We start from the raw sequence: 15,696 nt of genomic DNA, 5'->3' as shown, positions 1-15,696 counted from the left end.
CATGACATTAATTGAAAAGTTTTTTCAAATTAAAGCCCAGGATCCGTTGCCCTATTGTCCAAGGGCTTTTTTGCAACAAATATATCGTCTTGCTTACAGAAATCAAGGTTTTACCATAGTTAAACTGGTCTTGCCGGAACAAAAACCGATTTGTTACTCTGCTGATATTAAAAAGGGGAAGGTTGTATTTTACACAGCTCAGGGCGGCCGGCGAACGGCCACTGAAATAATTGGCACCGCCGAAGGCTTGAAGCAAGAATTGTCTATGCTTATGTCATAGTCAGAGTGCTTGCGTTCATGCAAAGAATCCGGCACCGGGCAAGAAAGGAAGAAGAAATTGGGCCATATTCATAATCCTGACAGGGAATATCAGCTGCTGCAAAAAAGACTGGATCATTGTATCGAAGGGGCACCGGACTCACCGGTTTTTATTAAAATTCTAAAAATGCTTTTTTCTTCTGCCGAAGCTGACTTGGCCAGGCAGATACCACTGCGGCCAAGCCTGTTGGGCAAACTGGCTAAAAAACTGGGTCTGCCCCAGGATGAATTAAGTGATAAAATCAGCCAACTGGCAGCCAGGGGGTTGGTTTTTGATGTGGAACACAAAGGCCAACGATACGTTGCTTTGGCACCGGTAGTAAACCGCTGTCTGCGAGCAATCACTTTGCCTGGGCTGCGGTGTATGTTACCAATCATGTAAGTTTGGTGCCATCACCATGAAACCTCGTGCTCAACGGGTATTAACCCCGGAAACCTCCTTTGACAAAATTGTGCTTATGGCCATAGAAAGAGGTAAATTTACCAACTTGCTGTTTGATGATCCCAGCCGTCTTAGCCACCGTGCTCTTGGCCGGATTGTCAATCTCCTGGAAAAATCGCCGCCGGTACAAGCGGTCATGGCCGTTAAACCAATCCGGTCCGCTTTCTTAAACGCCGTTTTAAAGGGTATAAAAAAATATGCCGATTCATAATTAACCCCTCATATAACAGGGGTTTTTTTATGTCTGACAACGCAACCGGCAGGAAAAAATTTGATGGCACAGAATATATAGTTAAAATATTCAAAAACATGGTGATGCAATGAATATTACAAGTTTTTGTACACTGGCCCTTTGTTTATGCATTATTGGTTTAATCGAACTGGCCAGAGAAAGCCGTTTTGGGCACGCATTGGCTTTGCTGGGAACAGCCGGGGCTGTTTTGCTGGGTGTGGCTTTTCAGCAGCAAAACTGGAACCAGTTAATATTATTTGCCCTGCCGGTAATAATTATTGGCTGGTTAATCAGTTCACATAATCAAGAGGCCAATCTTGATGATCACGGGAGCAGGGGTAATGAAAAAACTTTATGATCAAGAAGTGAATACCGAACTGGTTAAAAACCTTAAAGGGCCCAAAAAATTATTCTCCGAACATGTTATAGCCGGTTTGCCGGAACCTGTGCGGTATTTCTTTGTTGCTTGCGGTTATCTGGGCAAAGAGATAATGTCTCATGCAACAATAGAGTGGGGAGATGCATTTTTAAAAATATCACCTGGTAAGAAATGGTTAAAATTAAAGTGTTATCAATTTAATTCAGTTATTGAACCGGCTCGCATTGTCTATATGAAAAGCAAGCTGTTGGGGGCATTGCCATTTGAAGGCAGAGATAAATATCAAAACGGACATTGTCAACGCCGACTTTATTTTGACCCACCATCGCCGGTTTAGAATTGACCCACCCGGCGATTTTTTGTTGGTTAGGTGGTAGAGGGGGAGCCGTAGGCTCCAGTCCTCATCTTCTCACGAAGTCGGTAACTATTCCCCCTAATATTGACGATGTGGGAATGGTGTAAGAGCCGATCCAGGATAGCCGTAGCAAGTATCGGATCGCCCATCAGTTCCCCCCATTCACCGAAACTCTTGTTGCTGGTCAACAGAATACTCCCTCTCTCGTATCTTGCACTTACTACCTGGAAAAAGAGGTTAGCTGCCAAACTGTCAAACGGTAAGTAACCAATTTCGTCAATAATCAGGAGCTTTGGTCGAATATAGATGCGTAGGCGTTTATCCAGCCTGTTTTCCGTGTAAGCTTTTCGCAGATCTTCGATGAGTTGCGAGAGACTGACAAAGTAAACGGATATCCCTTGCGAGATGGCTTCTACAGCCAACGCCACCGCCAGATGACTTTTTCCTACTCCGGGAGGCCCTAAGAACAAGACATTCTCGTGTCGGGTTACAAAAGTCATCGTGGCCAGCTCTCGAATCAACCGTTCGTCAATGCTGGGTTGGAAAGCAAAATCGAACTCCTCCAGCGTTTTTCGGTAAGGCAAGTGTGCGAGTTTGGTGCGTACCTCCATATTCCGTTTTTGACGTTCCGCTATCTCTGCATCTAGAAGCATGTTGAGAAAGGACAGATAGGTGGGCTGTCCATGACTTGCCGCTTCCAAATGGGCATCCAAGAGTAGAGCCGCTTGCTGAAGCCCAAGTTCCTCGAGACGTAGCCGTGCTTGTTCCAGTTCAATCATGCTCCCACCCCCGTCAGCTGCTCATAGACATCCAGCGAACGCACTTCCACTTGCTGCGATGAAATCTGTCGGGCTTGCGGACGTGGATAGGCATATCCTTGAGCAGTCGTAAGACCTGCATACTGGTTTTCACAAAAAACAGTTGCACGGGATCGATAGACCTTTTGGTGTCGAGCAATACATGTGCCGTCGGCCCAGATTTCCACCCACCCATTCACTTCTCGCACGGTACCCTCACGTCCACTGTACCTCCATGGAACCCCATATCGTACACCATCGTAGCTAACAAATCCGTCTCGGCTGACCTGTCTTGGTTCATGCAAGTATTTTTCCCATCGTTCAGCTGAAGGGATAGGCGACAGATTTTCCTCACGGAGTCGGTCGATGGGACGTTCGCCGGTTGTTCCATGAATACGGCGGTTAATCCGCTCGCACCAGTGTAGGGCTTGTTGATTGAGATCCTGTAAATCAACGAAGCGTTTGCCAGGAAGAAAGTTGTTTTTTACGTATTGAACGCCTCGTTCCACTTTTCCCTTTGTTTCGGGGCGTCGAACTTTGCATACTTTTGGAACAAGCCCAATCGCTGCAGCAAAGTCGGCAAAAAGCGGATGCCAGCGAGGTTTTCGATCATCTCCCATGCCCAGTACGACGGTTTTCATCTGGTCGGTCAGCATTACCTTTGGGATGCCCCCAAAATATTCAAAAGCATGAATCAAGCAACGAAGAAAGCTGTGAATGTCACAACGCTTAGTGAACTCTATATAGGTGGAACGAGAGTACCCCAATACCATGACAAATACCGGCACTTTTCGGACTGTACCGTCCAAATCTACGTAATCACACAGTCCCCAGTCGACCTGTGCATATTCACCAGGTTTCGTCTCGTAACGAAGAACAGCGGGAACTTGTTTGGGAGGACGGAAGTCCTTCACATAGTCTTTCAAGATGGTACGTCCCCCGGTATACCCCTTTTCTCGTAGAAGATCGAATAAAACCTCGCAGTTATAGATACCTTCTTGAAGACGTTCCTGCAGGAACGGTTTATACGGATCAAGCTTGGAACCACGAGATTTACGGGTTCCCTTTTCGGGGGAGAATTCACCCCGGAGATATCGGCGAACTGTATTTCGAGAATGCCCCGTTAGACGGGCAATTTCACGAATACTCTTGCCTTCTGCCCTCATGGTATGTAACGATATCACTATCCCACTCCTTAGCATGTGTCTCCCTCCGAAGATTAACTTGGCCGTTAATTACGAAGGGGATATATTCGCTAAGGGTGGGTCATTTTCTTTCCGGCGAACCTGGGTCAATTATATCCCGGCGGTGACAGACATGGCAATATGCGCATTAAACTGCTAAAATTCATTGGCATTGCGGATGCTAAAGGTCGGGAGATAGATGCCTCGGCGCTGGTTACTGTTCTTGCTGAATGTTTTTTAGTGCCTGCCTATGCTTTGCAAAGCTACCTAAGGTGGACAGACATTGATCAAACAACGGCAAAGGCGGAAATAGCCTATAATAACACAAAGGTCAGCGGTATTTTTTATTTCAATGAAGCAGGTGAGTTTGTCCGTTTTGTATCTGATGACAGATACTATACCGAAAAGGGCAGGGAATATAAAAAAATGAGGTGGTCAGTGTATGCTGATCACTATATAACAAGACAGGGTGTCCGTTTTCCTTCTTTAGTTAAGGCAGTCTGGCATACTTCCTGGGGAGATTATGAGTACTTCAGAGGCAAGATCAATAACATTATATTTAGTTAAACCGCGGGGACGGTTCTTGCGGGTTATACTTTAAAATATATTTCTCTCCTTGTATTAAACCGCAGGGACGGTTCCTGCGGTTTATACTTTAAAATATAATTTCTCTCCTTCATTTATCCCTCTCGTAGTATCCTTGCAATGTCAACCATATTACATGATTAAACCATGTCTAAAGCAATGAATGATATAAAAATCAAAAGCCATAAAAAGCCTTATTAGCTTGTCCATGATGCCAAAAATATCAACGGGACAAAAAAATAGGCTAAAGAGCAACAAGCTAAAACCAAACAATTTGCTATAGAAGTTAACATAATATACATTATCGGAACCAATATGGCCATTAATAATAACCACATTATCCTTTTTATACCTTTTATATTTCATGAGCCCTACAAATCTCTCTGTATGCCGGTTAATTCTGTTAATTTGACGCCTAATTAAATAATTAAGACTCCTCGGACTGTTCAGCAACCTTGTTCAGCAACCTGAGGAGTCTTACTGTTTGTTTCTAAATTTATGAATTCATAAACAACTTTATAAATAACTTACTTTTTTGCCCTGATAAAGGCGCTTATTATTGAACCGTTTGCCCAGATCAAGAACCACTTCGCCGGGCTGCAAATCTATTAAAGCAGTAGGATTGCCACAGCCAAAAGAGCTGGCTACCAAATCCTCGGGCAAACCTGTCAATTGACTTCGAAATAAAGGTTACCGCTGATCATATCAGCGCTGTCACTGTTTACTCCTTCGCAACAGCTGCTGCCACAACAACACCCTTGTTGTGTTATGGCCTGTGCATATTTTTGCTTGACCAATTCACGCAAGTTTTCTTTCATTTTGGCCCCTCCTAATATCAATTTTTCTTGATGTATATGCTTAAAAAAATTTTACTCTAAAAAATCTATTTTCAGCTGCTCGATATATTGTCTTACGGTGTCGGTATTAAGATAATACATTTTCCATTTTCCCCTGGGTTCCTCTGTGACCAAACCTGCTTCTGCCAGTTCTTTCATGTGATAAGAAACCCTCGATTGAATCATGCCTAGCTCCGCCATAATTTCACAATTGCATAATCCCGGTTGCATATAACCAGTACCGGGCCCTTGACAACACCCCTCCTCCCTCCTGGCCAGCATTAGCATGATTTGATAACGGATAGGATCACTTAATGCTTTGGCTATCTGCACTTTGTTAATCATAAATATATAATATGCATTTGCCATGTTTTTGACAAGGCATGGCAGAACTAAATAATTTTAATATTTACTTAATCATATCAACTTTTTTTGATTTTTGCAATATTAAATTAAAAAAGCAACCTGTATCCCTTTTCAGCGATATGGTTGCTTTAGAGCTTGGCATTGTAACGTCTTATTTCGGGATGCGTTTGCTTTTTTTATGCCGTTCCTGTTCTAATAGCCCGGGCAAATTCAGCGGGTAAGCCGGCTTCTTCAATATCCCTGGCTGCTCGGGCAAAATCATAAGCAACCTGAACAAATTCTACCTGCAGCCGCCCCCCTTCTTGAATATCCAATATGCCATAAGTTAAATTGGGATTACCGTGTTTGGGCTTACCGGCACTGCCTACGTTAATCACATGGCCGTTACTTAATTCTTTATAATAAGGCAAGTGGGTGTGGCCGCAGATTAAGACATCGCAGGTGTTTTCGGCCAGCAGCTGATTTAAATAGTCATCAGGCGTGTTTTCAAAAAGATATTCGTTAAGTTGCCTGGGGCTGCCGTGTACAATGAGAAACCTTAATCCTTCTTCAGTAAAGGATAACTGTTGAGGCAATTCCCTGAGCCAAGCTTTATTTTCTTCCGATGTATGTTCCTTAGTCCAAAGCATAGATTTTTCAGCCAACTTCATAGCAGCTTCATCTTTGTAATCACAGCCGCAAATAAACCTCATAAATCCGACAGCATCGTCGTAATTACCCATCACAGTAGGAATTTGCCTGTCGCGCAGCAATGCAATTACTTCATTGGGTCTTGAACCATAACCCACCAAATCTCCGGCACAATAAACTCTGTTAATACCCCTTGCTTCAATGTCCCGAAGTACTGCTTGTAAGCCTGTTAAATTGCTGTGAATGTCTGACAATACAGCTATTTTCAAATTTGCATCACCTCTTGCCTTAGTTTACAACACAAATGAAAAGCAATTGTAAAATAGATATTAAAAAATATTAATAATTTATTGTCTGCTTTTTATGATAAGTTATCGTTCTTCTAATGCTTTGGCAATCACCGATTGCACTGCAGGGTAACATCATGTGCCGGCGGGATTTTTAAGCAAGCACTGTTTTCCTGTATTAGCGCCGGTGTGTTCCTGAATATCCTTGAGATTATGACAGCATTGTTTTACTTTGATATGCTCAAATATATCCCGGGTAGAAACATTACTGCAATAACAAACAGGTACTGCGGGGTCTGATTCTTTAAACCAAACTTTTACTTTTAACGATTCTTTATAAATAATTGCCTGACCAAAATACACCACCGGGCAACTGGCGTTAAGACACATACTGTAGCCTGTCAGTTGTTCCGGCAGGTAGTCTTCCTTAATAAGGCTTTGAAGTGTGGCAGGCTGCATCGGTTTGCCACCGCTGCCGCAAACCGGGCAGGCAGCAGATTTCTCCTGCGTTGGGACACCACAAACTATAGTCATATTTTCCCTCCTGGTTGTCAAAGGTAAATTGGAAAGTTAAGTTTTTTATTTTTTATCCGAAATAATATATAAATCCTGTTTGTTCTGTTTAGTTAATATTAAAATGTCCGAAAATACTTATAAATAATTTTGATTAACTAATTATCAACTAAACCAGGGGGGGGTTGCCGGATGGATGCAAAAGAACAAACTGCTGCCGAAAAAAAACCTGGAACAGACGCTTTTTCTTCCCCCGGAAAAATAAATCAGGGGGCAGCTTGGGTTAAGGGTGGTAAAATATATGTGCAGGATCCTGCCGATGAAGGGAAAAAGGCTACTATTACGCCTTGCCCGGAAGTTAAAATATTGGTAAATGACAAACCGGTTGCCGGCAAAACAGAGGTATCGCAACGTGATAAAATAGAAGCCATCCCCGTCAGCCGCCAAGAACCGGGTTCAGTAAAAGTTCATATCACGCCTGATAAAATGTCAGCTTTTTTAGAAATTAAAACCGGATGCCACAACATATATGAACTGGTCGATTGTCCACCTGCACATCATTTGATATTAAAGGCAGCACTTAAAAAACAGATAATATTTAAAGAAACCCGTGAATCATTGATAAGCCTTTTAATTCATCACAAAGTAAGCTATGGCATTGACCTTCATGCCATAGACAGTATACTGAAAGAACCAAGGGATGGCATGAAGCAGGTTGCCCAGGGTCTGCCCCCCGGCCAATCAACAGATGATATAGTTGAGCTGCTGTTTGAACATAACGCCACGCATTATGAAAATATCAAGGGTACTATTGATTTTAAAGAAATGAGCAATATACCATCAGTATCCATGGGCGATACCTTAGCCAGAAAGATGCTCGGTCAGGAAGGCAGTCCGGGCTTAACCGTGACCAATCAGGTTTGTAAAGCCAGAGAACCCAAAAGAATAAATTTGCTGGCCGGTCCCGGCGTTGAAATAGTGGAGGACGGACTGAAGGCGGTAGCCACCAGAGAAGGGCAACCAAAAGTTCAGAAGTCAGGCAACGGCTGGTTTTTTTCAGTTGAACCGGTACTGACAATCCCCGGTGATGTCAATGTCAAAACCGGCAACGTACGATTTAAAGGCGATGTAAGCATCTTGGGGTCAGTAGATAACGACATGAGCGTCAGTGCCACCGGCAATATAACTGTACAAAATATTATTACAAAATGTAAAATCACTGCCGGCGGCAATGTTGATATTAAAGGGAATATAGTAAATGCCGAGGTAATAAGCGGCGGTTTCAGTGTGTTATGTAATAATTTGAAGCCTTTACTGCAAGACCTGCTTAGAAATTTAGAGGATTTGTATATTTCAGCCAATTTAATGATTGAAAAACTGCCTCCCAAAACAAAGGTGATTTTTGGTAATATACTGGTTCTGTTAATAGAAAAGAAATTTATACATCTTAACGGTTTGTTGGACAGACTAAACAAAAAATTTAAAGAAATGGACTTGAAACTACTTGGCAGCTATGAGCAGGTTTTACAAAGAACCATTAACAGTCTTAGCGGCATTAATATACTGCAATATCAAACACCGGGTGATTTTCAAAAAACCCTGACTGATTTAAATAATTTCTTTTATTATGTGGACAGCCTGGTTAAAAACCGAAGTATGGTCAGTATTAAAGTGGCGCTTAATTCTGTAATTAAAAGTTCCGGCGATGTTTTGGTAAGTCAGGGCTGTTTTAACACCCATATTATAGCTGAAGGCAATGTAAAAATAGACGGAATTTTTCGGGGCGGCATCATCAATGCGGCGGATGATGTGTATATTAAAGAGGTTGGCTCGCAGATGGGTACCAAATCACAGGTGGCCGTGGCCGCAGATAAAAAAGTTAAAATTGAGCATGCCTTTGAAGGTGTTACTGTACAGATTGGGAAAATGAGCAAAACTTTAGATAAAGAAATGTTTAATATTATTGTTGATCTGGACGATGAAGGAAACTTGCAAATAAAAAATTTTTAGCCACCTTTACGGGTGGCTTTTTTAAGCTCCTATTATTCTTCATCATTTGCTATGGGAACAATAAAATAGTACAACACAAATATACTTGTCACAAGCGGCACTAAAACCAGCGGATGTTCAAAACTGTAAGTACGAACAATACAGAAAAATAATACCGAAAGCAAAAGACAGGGAAAAATCTTTGCCCAATAATTTAACAATTCTTTTCCTGTGGGGCTGTTAGAATTCTTCATGCCCTCACCCTCGTTTCTCAGGCAGGATTAGTTTTGTGAATATTTTATCATAATCCGGCCTTAAAACAAGGAGTTTGACATGTAGTGACAAAATATTTGTAATTTCTTATTGTAAAATTAACAGCGAAACGCAATTGTGTTTTAGCAAATTTTCTTTTACTTTACTGGAAGTATTGCCCAGTGACTTTGGCTTAGTGCCTAATATTAATAAGTCATAACTTCCCTTGCTTAATTCTGAACTTATTTCCTTCGCAGGGGATCCCCGGCGTACTTGCCACATAAAATTAATACCTGCCCGTTGCGAAAGCTCCTTAATCTTCTGATAAATTACCTGTTGTTTTTCTTCAGCCATCTGATAAATGTATTCGATAAACTGTTCTTTTGCGATACCGCTTGCCAGTTGGTCCACATAACCGTAATGCGTTAAACCGGTCTCGGATACATGCAGTACTGTAACCTCCGGTTTAGTTAACATAATTAAAGCCTCTATTTTGGCCCAAAAGGCTTCTTTTTCATCACCGTGGACTGCCACCAGTATATTATTAAACATAACCCCACTCCCTGATATAGTATGGCAGGGCAAGGACTTGCTCAGTCCCCACCCTGCCATAGATAAAAGCATGATTAGATTAAGCCATAACTTTGGCCAGTACCAGCAAGAATAATCCTAAAGAGATAACCATATAGTCTTGTCTTCTGACCTTCAGGTCAGCAGCCCTTTGTTCATCTACCCCGCAACTGGTTTTATCAGACATCAACAGGCACCTCCTGTTTATTAATTAACTTACTATTATAAAGGAAGCACAAATTTTACAACCACCAGGGCAAAGGCTGCCTTAATAAATCCTACAATGAAGCCCAGCACGATACCGTCTTTACCGGCAGCTTTCATATCGGAGAATTTGGTGGTTAAGCCAATGCTGGCAAAACCTAAAGTGAATGCCCAGGTCATAAAAGTGTTGGCCATTTTCACTTCCTCTTTGCTGAATAAACCGGCTGTATTGGCCAGCACAGCAATTAAGAAAGCAATAATAAAGACCGGGAACTTGTCCACAACAAACTGAGTTTTATTAATTTCACCGGCAGCTTTGCTGTCGTTTTTCAGTACCAGCATTACCACATACAAGACAACAAAGGGCAACAGCACTACACGACCCATATTATAAATACCGGCTATAAGTCCGGCGTCCTGACCATAGGCCATACCGGCTGCCAGAACTTGCGCTGAGTTAACAATACCGACACCGACCCAGGCACCAAACTGATGTTCATTCAAACCGAACAGGTGACCTAAAGCCGGGAAAGTAAACAGTGCTAAGAGACCAAAAATCAGAATGGTTGCAATGCTGTAGCACATTTCCTGCCCTTTGGCTTTAACAGCCGGGCCGGTAGCCACAGTAGCCGAAACGCCGCAGATGGAGAAACCGGCCGCCAAGCATCCCGCCAGGGAATCGGTCATTTCATAACGTTTGCGCAGCCAGAACATCAAAGCAACAGTACCAAACAAGGTAACAGCAATAAAAATCATACTGGTGGTACCTACTTTAACCAGCGAAGCCAAAGTATATTTGGTACCCATGACCACAATACCTGTTTTGGTTAAAATAGTGGAATATTTAAGACCCGGCTCTAACACCGAAGGAACACCTACAGTGTTGCGAATCAACATACCAAAAATAATTGCCAACAAAACGTAGTTCAGGTGGGCAATTTCATAAATCTTTTTAAAGTTTGTTTTAATAAATCCTTCTGCCCAGCTGGCAGCAATGGCTACCAGAACAACCAGAATAAGACCCGGTATTGCTTTAGCAATTTGTGAACTTAAGCTTTCACTTTGTGCTTGGCTGATTTGTGTTTGTGCCAAGTAAATACACCTCCAAACTATTAGTAAGTTAATAATAAGCTACCTGTTTAAAATGGAAATTTAACCGCACCTACGGTGGCAGCTCCCCCCTTCTTCAAGTTTTTATATTTAGTACACCGAAACCATTGGTTCCGTAGTATACACTTGATTATTGCCGTTGTTTTGCATATTTCTAATCAAGAAGACATTTTCTTTGAACAAACCGGTTAGGTAAATATTATCATTTACATTCAATTCAAAAGTTTCATTATACTTTGGCCCTACATACTTTTTAAAAATGCATTTTATAATTTTATTTTCATGGTTGATTATTTCAATTTCTCCTTCTATACAACCCAAATCACCGTCATAAGTTTTGTTCCAAGTTACTTTATTTACGTTACCGTTCACACTTTCTTTTTCAGGGATAATGGATTCTCTTAGCAATGTATTAATTCTGTTTACATTTAACATTAATTTAGGAAGTACAATTATTACCAATGGCGTCATGCAGATTAACAAAATAAATATCCATCCATACCACTTTACCAGTTTTTCTTTTTTTTTACGGGAGATGTTAATGTGAATCTTATTCACAAAATTCCCTCCTAAAAGTCATCCCTTTAACCTTATGTTACATTTGTTACTTTTATCATTAACAAATGGCAACCAGTTGGTTAACTTAATGAAATCTTAATGTTTTTAGTGTTTCAGGTCAATGAAACAAGCCGTATATGGCAAATAACAATCATGCAAATGACACTTTTGTGTCATTTGCATGATTGTTATTTTGTCTTGCAAATTGCTTGTCAACTGTCTTGTGTACGACATGCTATTATTGGCCAGGCTTGCTTTGTTAAAAAATAATTATATTGGAAAGGATTTTAGTGTAAATGGTCAAAATAATATATTAACTGTTTATGGTTAAATTAAGTTTATTGTAGAGCGGTGGCTATATGTTTTTTAATAATAAAATTATTAAAATAATACTAATATTGCTTTTAACCGTTGGCGCATGTTCTGTTTTACTCTTTCAAGCAATATTAACTTCTTTTCAACAAATTGATAAAATAAAAGATTACCAGCAGCAAATAACTAATATTAATGAAATTCATGATGCCTTTAATACAATGGCAGATAATATGCAAAATTATATTTTATTAAAAAAACCTGAGTATCTGAATGATTATTATAAATACAGTGCTTTGTTATCTAAAAAACAAGCAGAATTTTTAACCAACGGAAATTTATCTAACAATAAAAATGTCTTTGAATTTATAGACCTATACAAAAGCTACATAAATTTTGTTTCTGTCGATGTAATACCTGCGATTCAAAACAATCAATACACACAAGAGAAGATTTATGAATATTATTTACGGAACCATAAATTTTGCGAGCAAATTAATGCACAATTATATGATGTTAGAAAAATATATAATAAAAATTTAGAGCATTCATTTCAGGTTGTATTAGATAATGTCAACAAAAAAACCATACTGTTATTGATAGTATGGCTTATCTCAATGTTTGTTTTACCATATGTATTTTACCTTTTTTTAAAACCATATATTAATAAATGTTTTTATGCAAATGAATTGGCTGAGCACACAGACAGCGCATTAATATTTGCTGACAACTCCGGTAAAGTAAAATACATCAATAAATCTGCGCGTGACCTATTTGGTTTATTGCCGGAAATGGTAAACAATAAACATATTGAACAATTTTCTGCCCTTTTCCCGTCATTGCAAAATATTACTCAACCACTTCTGCACGTATTGTTAACACAAAAACCAATACTTAGAAAAAAAATTAGCTTTAACAATGACGGGCGTAGCATTGATCTAACTGTAGATTATCTGCCGATTATATTGTTTAATAAATTAATGGGAATATTGTTGATTGCCAGGTTGACCGATGAACAAAAGGACAAGCCATTGTTACTGGATACCCTGGAAAAAGAAAGAAAAAGAATTTCTATTGAAATTCACGATTGGATTGCCAGATATATGTCTACTATAATCCATTCCTTGGATTATAATTTACGGTTGCATAAAGCGGGACAACTAAATGATAATGAATTGATGCAAAATTTAAGTGATCTGCGTAATCATTGCCAAAATGCAGCTATCGAAATGCGTGGGATTATGAATGACATTCACCCCTATTTAATAGATAAAGTAGGTCTAATTTCCGCCCTTGAATCGTACATTCAAACTTATGAAAAGCTCAATAAAATAAAAGTATATATTTTTTATCAAGATCGGGCATTACGCGTGAAAAAAAAGGATGAGATTATTATTTATCGAATCATTCAAGAAGCCCTAAGTAATATTGTTAAACATGCCAAAGCCACCGAAGCGGATATTAACTTTACCAAACAACAAGAAACCCTAAAAATAGAAATAATGGACAACGGCGGCTCTGAAGGCGATTTTTTGGCAGGCAAGGGTCTCTGGGGAATGAAGGAGCGAGCTGCACTGATTGGCGGCGATATTACGTTTGGTTATGGCGAAGGCGGATTTTGCGTTACTTTAACTGTCCCGATACAATCAGGAGGACAAGCGGATGAAGAAAATTAAACTTATGTTAATTGAAGATCATAATGTTTTTCGAGAGGGCCTGAAAAAACTATTGGAGTTGGAAGAGAACTTGCAAGTGGTGGCGGAAGCCGGCTCTTGTCAAGAAGCCCTGGCCAAATTGACAAGTGATATTGATGTAATTTTGCTTGATATTGGCTTACCTGACGGCGACGGTTTAGAGCTGGCCGGCCGCATTAAACAAATTTATCCACAAATTAAGCATGTCGCCCTTACCACCTATGACGATCCCATATTTATTAAAAAAGCCATGGAATGTGGGGTTAAGGGTTTTGTTCCCAAGTACGCCTTTTTTGATGAGATTAAGTCTGCAGTTTTTATGACCCACAAGGGAGGCTCTTATCTTTATCCCGGCTTAAATACCGACAGTTTGTTGAATCTGGCAGACACAGGTTTAACAGAAAATGAAATACAAATTTTACAATTGCTTGCTCGAGGTAAAAATCAAAAGGAAATTGCCGCGGAACTTTATATCAGCCTTTCTACTTTTAGAAGACGTTTAAAAGATATATTTACTAAATTAAATGTTCACTCTGTGGAAGAAGCACTCACTGTAGCCGTAAAAAGAGGCATCATTAAATAAACAGTCGTTTAACCGGAGGATTTTATGAGACAATCCCCCTTATTTAAAAGTATCTTTCCTACTTTTGTAACGATCTTTTTTTTAAGCATTTTTATTTTATTTGGAATTATGGAATTTCGCCACACTAACAACGTTATCAACCGCTATGAATCAGGTATTGTGCAAATGGCTGTCAATAAAACTAACAATTTCCATGAACATTTAAAGACAGTAACCATAAGCATTGCCGGTATGCTGGATCATCAACCGGACATGCAACGGTTTTTTTATGATAACATTTATTTTGTACCCGACCTGGTTAATATCTATATGTTAAAAGATGGCAAAATATTAAGCTCTGCTTCTAATTTAACGCCGGATCAATTTGTTATCTCCCTGGCCAAGCAGTTTGAGCCGCAAAAGATTTCCGATATATACTATGCCGGTATACACCTGGATTCATCGTCCAAAAACGAAGCAATTACTACCTTGTATCCTTTAAAAAACAAAAATGCCACTTTAGCAGTAAGTTTCCGCCTTGACCGGTTGCAAAATGAATTAATTCAAGGATTTATTAATCAAAACTATCGGGTAGCTGTTTTTGACGCTGCCAATCGGCCTGTGCTCTGGCCCTTTGAAAAGGTTAAAGCTGCTTCTTTTGATCTTCAACAAGATACTTTTTACTATGACAATAAAAAGTATCGAATTGTCATGTCGGAAGCAGGAGACGGATTTTGGAAACTATACTTCTTTTTTGAGGCAAATAACTTTGAATTATACCGGGCCATAACGGTTTTGCTGTTGGTATTTGCCCTTTATGTTTGCCTTTATGAATTACTGGTTGAATTCTGGGGAGTTAATACAGCTAAAACTTATTTTGAAAATATTGATTTTGCTATTTTTAACCAAATTAATGAAGGTGTGATTATTGCCAATAACTCCGGACGCATCTTATTTGCCAACGAAGCAGCGCATCACATATTTGCGGATCGAAAAAACACATTAAGAAATATTAAATTAAAAGAACTGTTCGGTAATACAGACGAATTGCCCAAGGAAAATGAAGGATCCACCACCTTAACCTTAAAATTCAGGGATAAATTGCTTAAGGCCATTCATTCGCCCATTATTAAGAACAATAAAATTTTAGGCTCATTAACAGTTATCAGAACAAGCAACCAGGACAGCGCTTTTTATTATCAAATATTAGATAAATTAATTGATGCCCTGCCCCAGGGAATAGTTTTTGTTAATAAAAACCACGAGATTGCCTTAGCTAATTTAATTGCTAAATGTTATCTTAATAATTTAGTTCCCGGTACCAGTATTGAGGTAGTTGATCGTAATTTGGCTGCCTTCATTTATAACCAAATTGATTCTCGCACAACCCACAGACTGAGCCTTTCAGACTCCCTTAACTGTGAAGTAACCCCGGTCTATGATGATGACGGCATCTACGCGGGAACGCTGATTATGCTGCTAAACAACAGCCAGCCCTTTGGTTCCTAAAAAAACCTCCTT

Annotated in this window: 21 protein-coding genes; 10 read left to right on the top strand and 11 right to left on the bottom strand. The window is 39.8% G+C overall.

Translation table 11 applies throughout. From position 1 onward, the window contains the following. Position 1 precedes the first annotated feature (1 nt). From DESHY_RS01265 to DESHY_RS01245, 5 genes are all read left to right on the top strand, one after another. Positions 2–280, top strand: a complete 279-nt coding sequence (locus DESHY_RS01265; protein ID WP_008409817.1) for a hypothetical protein — start codon at positions 2–4, stop codon at positions 278–280. A 57-nt stretch (positions 281–337) separates the two neighbouring features. Then, positions 338–700, top strand: coding sequence for a hypothetical protein (locus DESHY_RS14380; protein WP_048817787.1), 363 nt, complete (start codon positions 338–340; stop codon positions 698–700). After that, on the top strand, positions 669–971 hold the full coding sequence (locus DESHY_RS14375; protein ID WP_207635909.1) for a hypothetical protein: 303 nt from the start codon (positions 669–671) through the stop codon (positions 969–971). The genes DESHY_RS14380 and DESHY_RS14375 overlap by 32 nt, the downstream gene beginning before the upstream one ends. 109 nt (positions 972–1,080) lie before the next feature. Further along, on the top strand, positions 1,081–1,350 hold the full coding sequence (locus DESHY_RS01250) for a hypothetical protein (protein ID WP_008409811.1): 270 nt from the start codon (positions 1,081–1,083) through the stop codon (positions 1,348–1,350). Beyond that, complete coding sequence (locus DESHY_RS01245) at positions 1,334–1,708, top strand: DUF6544 family protein (RefSeq protein ID WP_048817786.1); 375 nt, start codon at positions 1,334–1,336, stop codon at positions 1,706–1,708. Before DESHY_RS01250 ends, DESHY_RS01245 begins: the two co-directional genes overlap by 17 nt. Positions 1,709–1,737: 29 nt before the next feature. On the opposite strand, the gene istB is transcribed toward DESHY_RS01245, so the two are convergent. After that, complete coding sequence (istB, locus tag DESHY_RS01240; protein WP_008409491.1) at positions 1,738–2,505, bottom strand: IS21-like element helper ATPase IstB; 768 nt, start codon at positions 2,503–2,505, stop codon at positions 1,738–1,740. Continuing rightward, positions 2,502–3,725, bottom strand: coding sequence for an IS21 family transposase (istA, locus tag DESHY_RS01235; protein WP_008409807.1), 1,224 nt, complete (start codon positions 3,723–3,725; stop codon positions 2,502–2,504). The genes istB and istA overlap by 4 nt, the downstream gene beginning before the upstream one ends. 66 nt (positions 3,726–3,791) lie before the next feature. On the opposite strand from istA, the gene DESHY_RS01230 reads away from it, so the two are divergent. Then, positions 3,792–4,274, top strand: coding sequence for a DUF6544 family protein (locus tag DESHY_RS01230; protein WP_337999085.1), 483 nt, complete (start codon positions 3,792–3,794; stop codon positions 4,272–4,274). Between the two features lie 686 nt (positions 4,275–4,960). On the opposite strand, the gene DESHY_RS13970 is transcribed toward DESHY_RS01230, so the two are convergent. The 4 genes from DESHY_RS13970 to DESHY_RS01210 form a co-directional block, all read right to left on the bottom strand. Then, complete coding sequence (locus tag DESHY_RS13970; RefSeq protein ID WP_008409800.1) at positions 4,961–5,110, bottom strand: hypothetical protein; 150 nt, start codon at positions 5,108–5,110, stop codon at positions 4,961–4,963. A 51-nt stretch (positions 5,111–5,161) separates the two neighbouring features. Then, positions 5,162–5,473, bottom strand: coding sequence for an ArsR/SmtB family transcription factor (locus tag DESHY_RS01220; protein ID WP_048817784.1), 312 nt, complete (start codon positions 5,471–5,473; stop codon positions 5,162–5,164). A gap of 197 nt (positions 5,474–5,670) precedes the next feature. After that, positions 5,671–6,393: a metallophosphoesterase family protein gene (locus tag DESHY_RS01215; RefSeq protein WP_008409797.1), complete on the bottom strand. Its 723-nt coding sequence runs from the start codon at positions 6,391–6,393 to the stop codon at positions 5,671–5,673. 153 nt (positions 6,394–6,546) lie between these two features. Beyond that, entirely contained in the window at positions 6,547–6,945 is a 399-nt protein-coding gene (locus tag DESHY_RS01210; protein ID WP_008409795.1) for a BFD domain protein (2Fe-2S)-binding domain protein, read from the bottom strand. Positions 6,946–7,116: 171 nt separating this feature from the next. Here DESHY_RS01210 and DESHY_RS01205 point away from each other — a divergent pair, with 171 nt between their 5' ends. Then, positions 7,117–8,934 carry a DUF342 domain-containing protein gene (locus DESHY_RS01205; protein WP_008409793.1) on the top strand — a complete coding sequence of 606 codons (1,818 nt, stop codon included), beginning with the start codon at positions 7,117–7,119 and terminating at the stop codon, positions 8,932–8,934. 32 nt (positions 8,935–8,966) lie between these two features. On the opposite strand, the gene DESHY_RS01200 is transcribed toward DESHY_RS01205, so the two are convergent. The 5 genes from DESHY_RS01200 to DESHY_RS01185 all read right to left on the bottom strand — a co-directional run bounded on the left by DESHY_RS01200 (position 8,967) and on the right by DESHY_RS01185 (position 11,607). After that, positions 8,967–9,167, bottom strand: coding sequence for a hypothetical protein (locus DESHY_RS01200; RefSeq protein WP_048817783.1), 201 nt, complete (start codon positions 9,165–9,167; stop codon positions 8,967–8,969). Between the two features lie 106 nt (positions 9,168–9,273). After that, on the bottom strand, positions 9,274–9,717 hold the full coding sequence (locus tag DESHY_RS01195; protein ID WP_008409792.1) for a universal stress protein: 444 nt from the start codon (positions 9,715–9,717) through the stop codon (positions 9,274–9,276). Between the two features lie 79 nt (positions 9,718–9,796). Continuing rightward, complete coding sequence (locus DESHY_RS14665; RefSeq protein WP_008409791.1) at positions 9,797–9,922, bottom strand: hypothetical protein; 126 nt, start codon at positions 9,920–9,922, stop codon at positions 9,797–9,799. 35 nt (positions 9,923–9,957) lie between these two features. Then, positions 9,958–11,031, bottom strand: a complete 1,074-nt coding sequence (locus tag DESHY_RS01190; RefSeq protein WP_008409789.1) for a YeiH family protein — start codon at positions 11,029–11,031, stop codon at positions 9,958–9,960. 108 nt (positions 11,032–11,139) lie between these two features. Beyond that, the gene (locus DESHY_RS01185; protein ID WP_008409788.1) at positions 11,140–11,607 is read right to left on the bottom strand and encodes a hypothetical protein; all 468 of its coding nucleotides are present in this window, start codon (positions 11,605–11,607) and stop codon (positions 11,140–11,142) included. A gap of 359 nt (positions 11,608–11,966) precedes the next feature. Between DESHY_RS01185 and DESHY_RS01180 the strand changes: the two genes are divergently transcribed. The 3 genes from DESHY_RS01180 (at position 11,967) to DESHY_RS01170 (ending at position 15,684) form a co-directional block, all read left to right on the top strand. Further along, on the top strand, positions 11,967–13,595 hold the full coding sequence (locus DESHY_RS01180; protein WP_008409782.1) for an ATP-binding protein: 1,629 nt from the start codon (positions 11,967–11,969) through the stop codon (positions 13,593–13,595). Beyond that, positions 13,582–14,196 carry a response regulator transcription factor gene (locus DESHY_RS01175; RefSeq protein WP_008409781.1) on the top strand — a complete coding sequence of 205 codons (615 nt, stop codon included), beginning with the start codon at positions 13,582–13,584 and terminating at the stop codon, positions 14,194–14,196. Before DESHY_RS01180 ends, DESHY_RS01175 begins: the two co-directional genes overlap by 14 nt. Before the next feature lie 108 nt (positions 14,197–14,304). Then, positions 14,305–15,684, top strand: a complete 1,380-nt coding sequence (locus DESHY_RS01170; RefSeq protein WP_235695494.1) for a PAS domain-containing protein — start codon at positions 14,305–14,307, stop codon at positions 15,682–15,684. Positions 15,685–15,696: the final 12 nt, after the last annotated feature.

The sequence above is a fragment of the Desulforamulus hydrothermalis Lam5 = DSM 18033 genome (assembly GCF_000315365.1).
Lineage (GTDB): Bacteria > Bacillota > Desulfotomaculia > Desulfotomaculales > Desulfotomaculaceae > Desulfotomaculum > Desulfotomaculum hydrothermale.
Note: the sequence above shows the minus strand (reverse complement) of the source record. Positions and strands in the feature narration are given on the sequence as shown.

Excerpts from the sequence above, each read along its gene's own strand:
- DESHY_RS01265 (WP_008409817.1), top strand. The coding sequence starts at position 2 with ATGACATTAATTGAAAAGTTTTTTCAAATTAAAGCCCAGGATCCGTTG.
- DESHY_RS01250 (WP_008409811.1), top strand. The coding sequence starts at position 1,081 with ATGAATATTACAAGTTTTTGTACACTGGCCCTTTGTTTATGCATTATT.
- DESHY_RS01245 (WP_048817786.1), top strand. The coding sequence starts at position 1,334 with ATGAAAAAACTTTATGATCAAGAAGTGAATACCGAACTGGTTAAAAAC.
- istB (WP_008409491.1), bottom strand. The coding sequence starts at position 2,505 with ATGATTGAACTGGAACAAGCACGGCTACGTCTCGAGGAACTTGGGCTT.
- istA (WP_008409807.1), bottom strand. The coding sequence starts at position 3,725 with ATGCTAAGGAGTGGGATAGTGATATCGTTACATACCATGAGGGCAGAA.
- DESHY_RS13970 (WP_008409800.1), bottom strand. The coding sequence starts at position 5,110 with ATGAAAGAAAACTTGCGTGAATTGGTCAAGCAAAAATATGCACAGGCC.
- DESHY_RS01220 (WP_048817784.1), bottom strand. The coding sequence starts at position 5,473 with ATGATTAACAAAGTGCAGATAGCCAAAGCATTAAGTGATCCTATCCGT.
- DESHY_RS01210 (WP_008409795.1), bottom strand. The coding sequence starts at position 6,945 with ATGACTATAGTTTGTGGTGTCCCAACGCAGGAGAAATCTGCTGCCTGC.
- DESHY_RS01205 (WP_008409793.1), top strand. The coding sequence starts at position 7,117 with ATGGATGCAAAAGAACAAACTGCTGCCGAAAAAAAACCTGGAACAGAC.
- DESHY_RS01200 (WP_048817783.1), bottom strand. The coding sequence starts at position 9,167 with ATGAAGAATTCTAACAGCCCCACAGGAAAAGAATTGTTAAATTATTGG.
- DESHY_RS01195 (WP_008409792.1), bottom strand. The coding sequence starts at position 9,717 with ATGTTTAATAATATACTGGTGGCAGTCCACGGTGATGAAAAAGAAGCC.
- DESHY_RS14665 (WP_008409791.1), bottom strand. The coding sequence starts at position 9,922 with ATGTCTGATAAAACCAGTTGCGGGGTAGATGAACAAAGGGCTGCTGAC.
- DESHY_RS01180 (WP_008409782.1), top strand. The coding sequence starts at position 11,967 with ATGTTTTTTAATAATAAAATTATTAAAATAATACTAATATTGCTTTTA.
- DESHY_RS01175 (WP_008409781.1), top strand. The coding sequence starts at position 13,582 with ATGAAGAAAATTAAACTTATGTTAATTGAAGATCATAATGTTTTTCGA.
- DESHY_RS01170 (WP_235695494.1), top strand. The coding sequence starts at position 14,305 with ATGGAATTTCGCCACACTAACAACGTTATCAACCGCTATGAATCAGGT.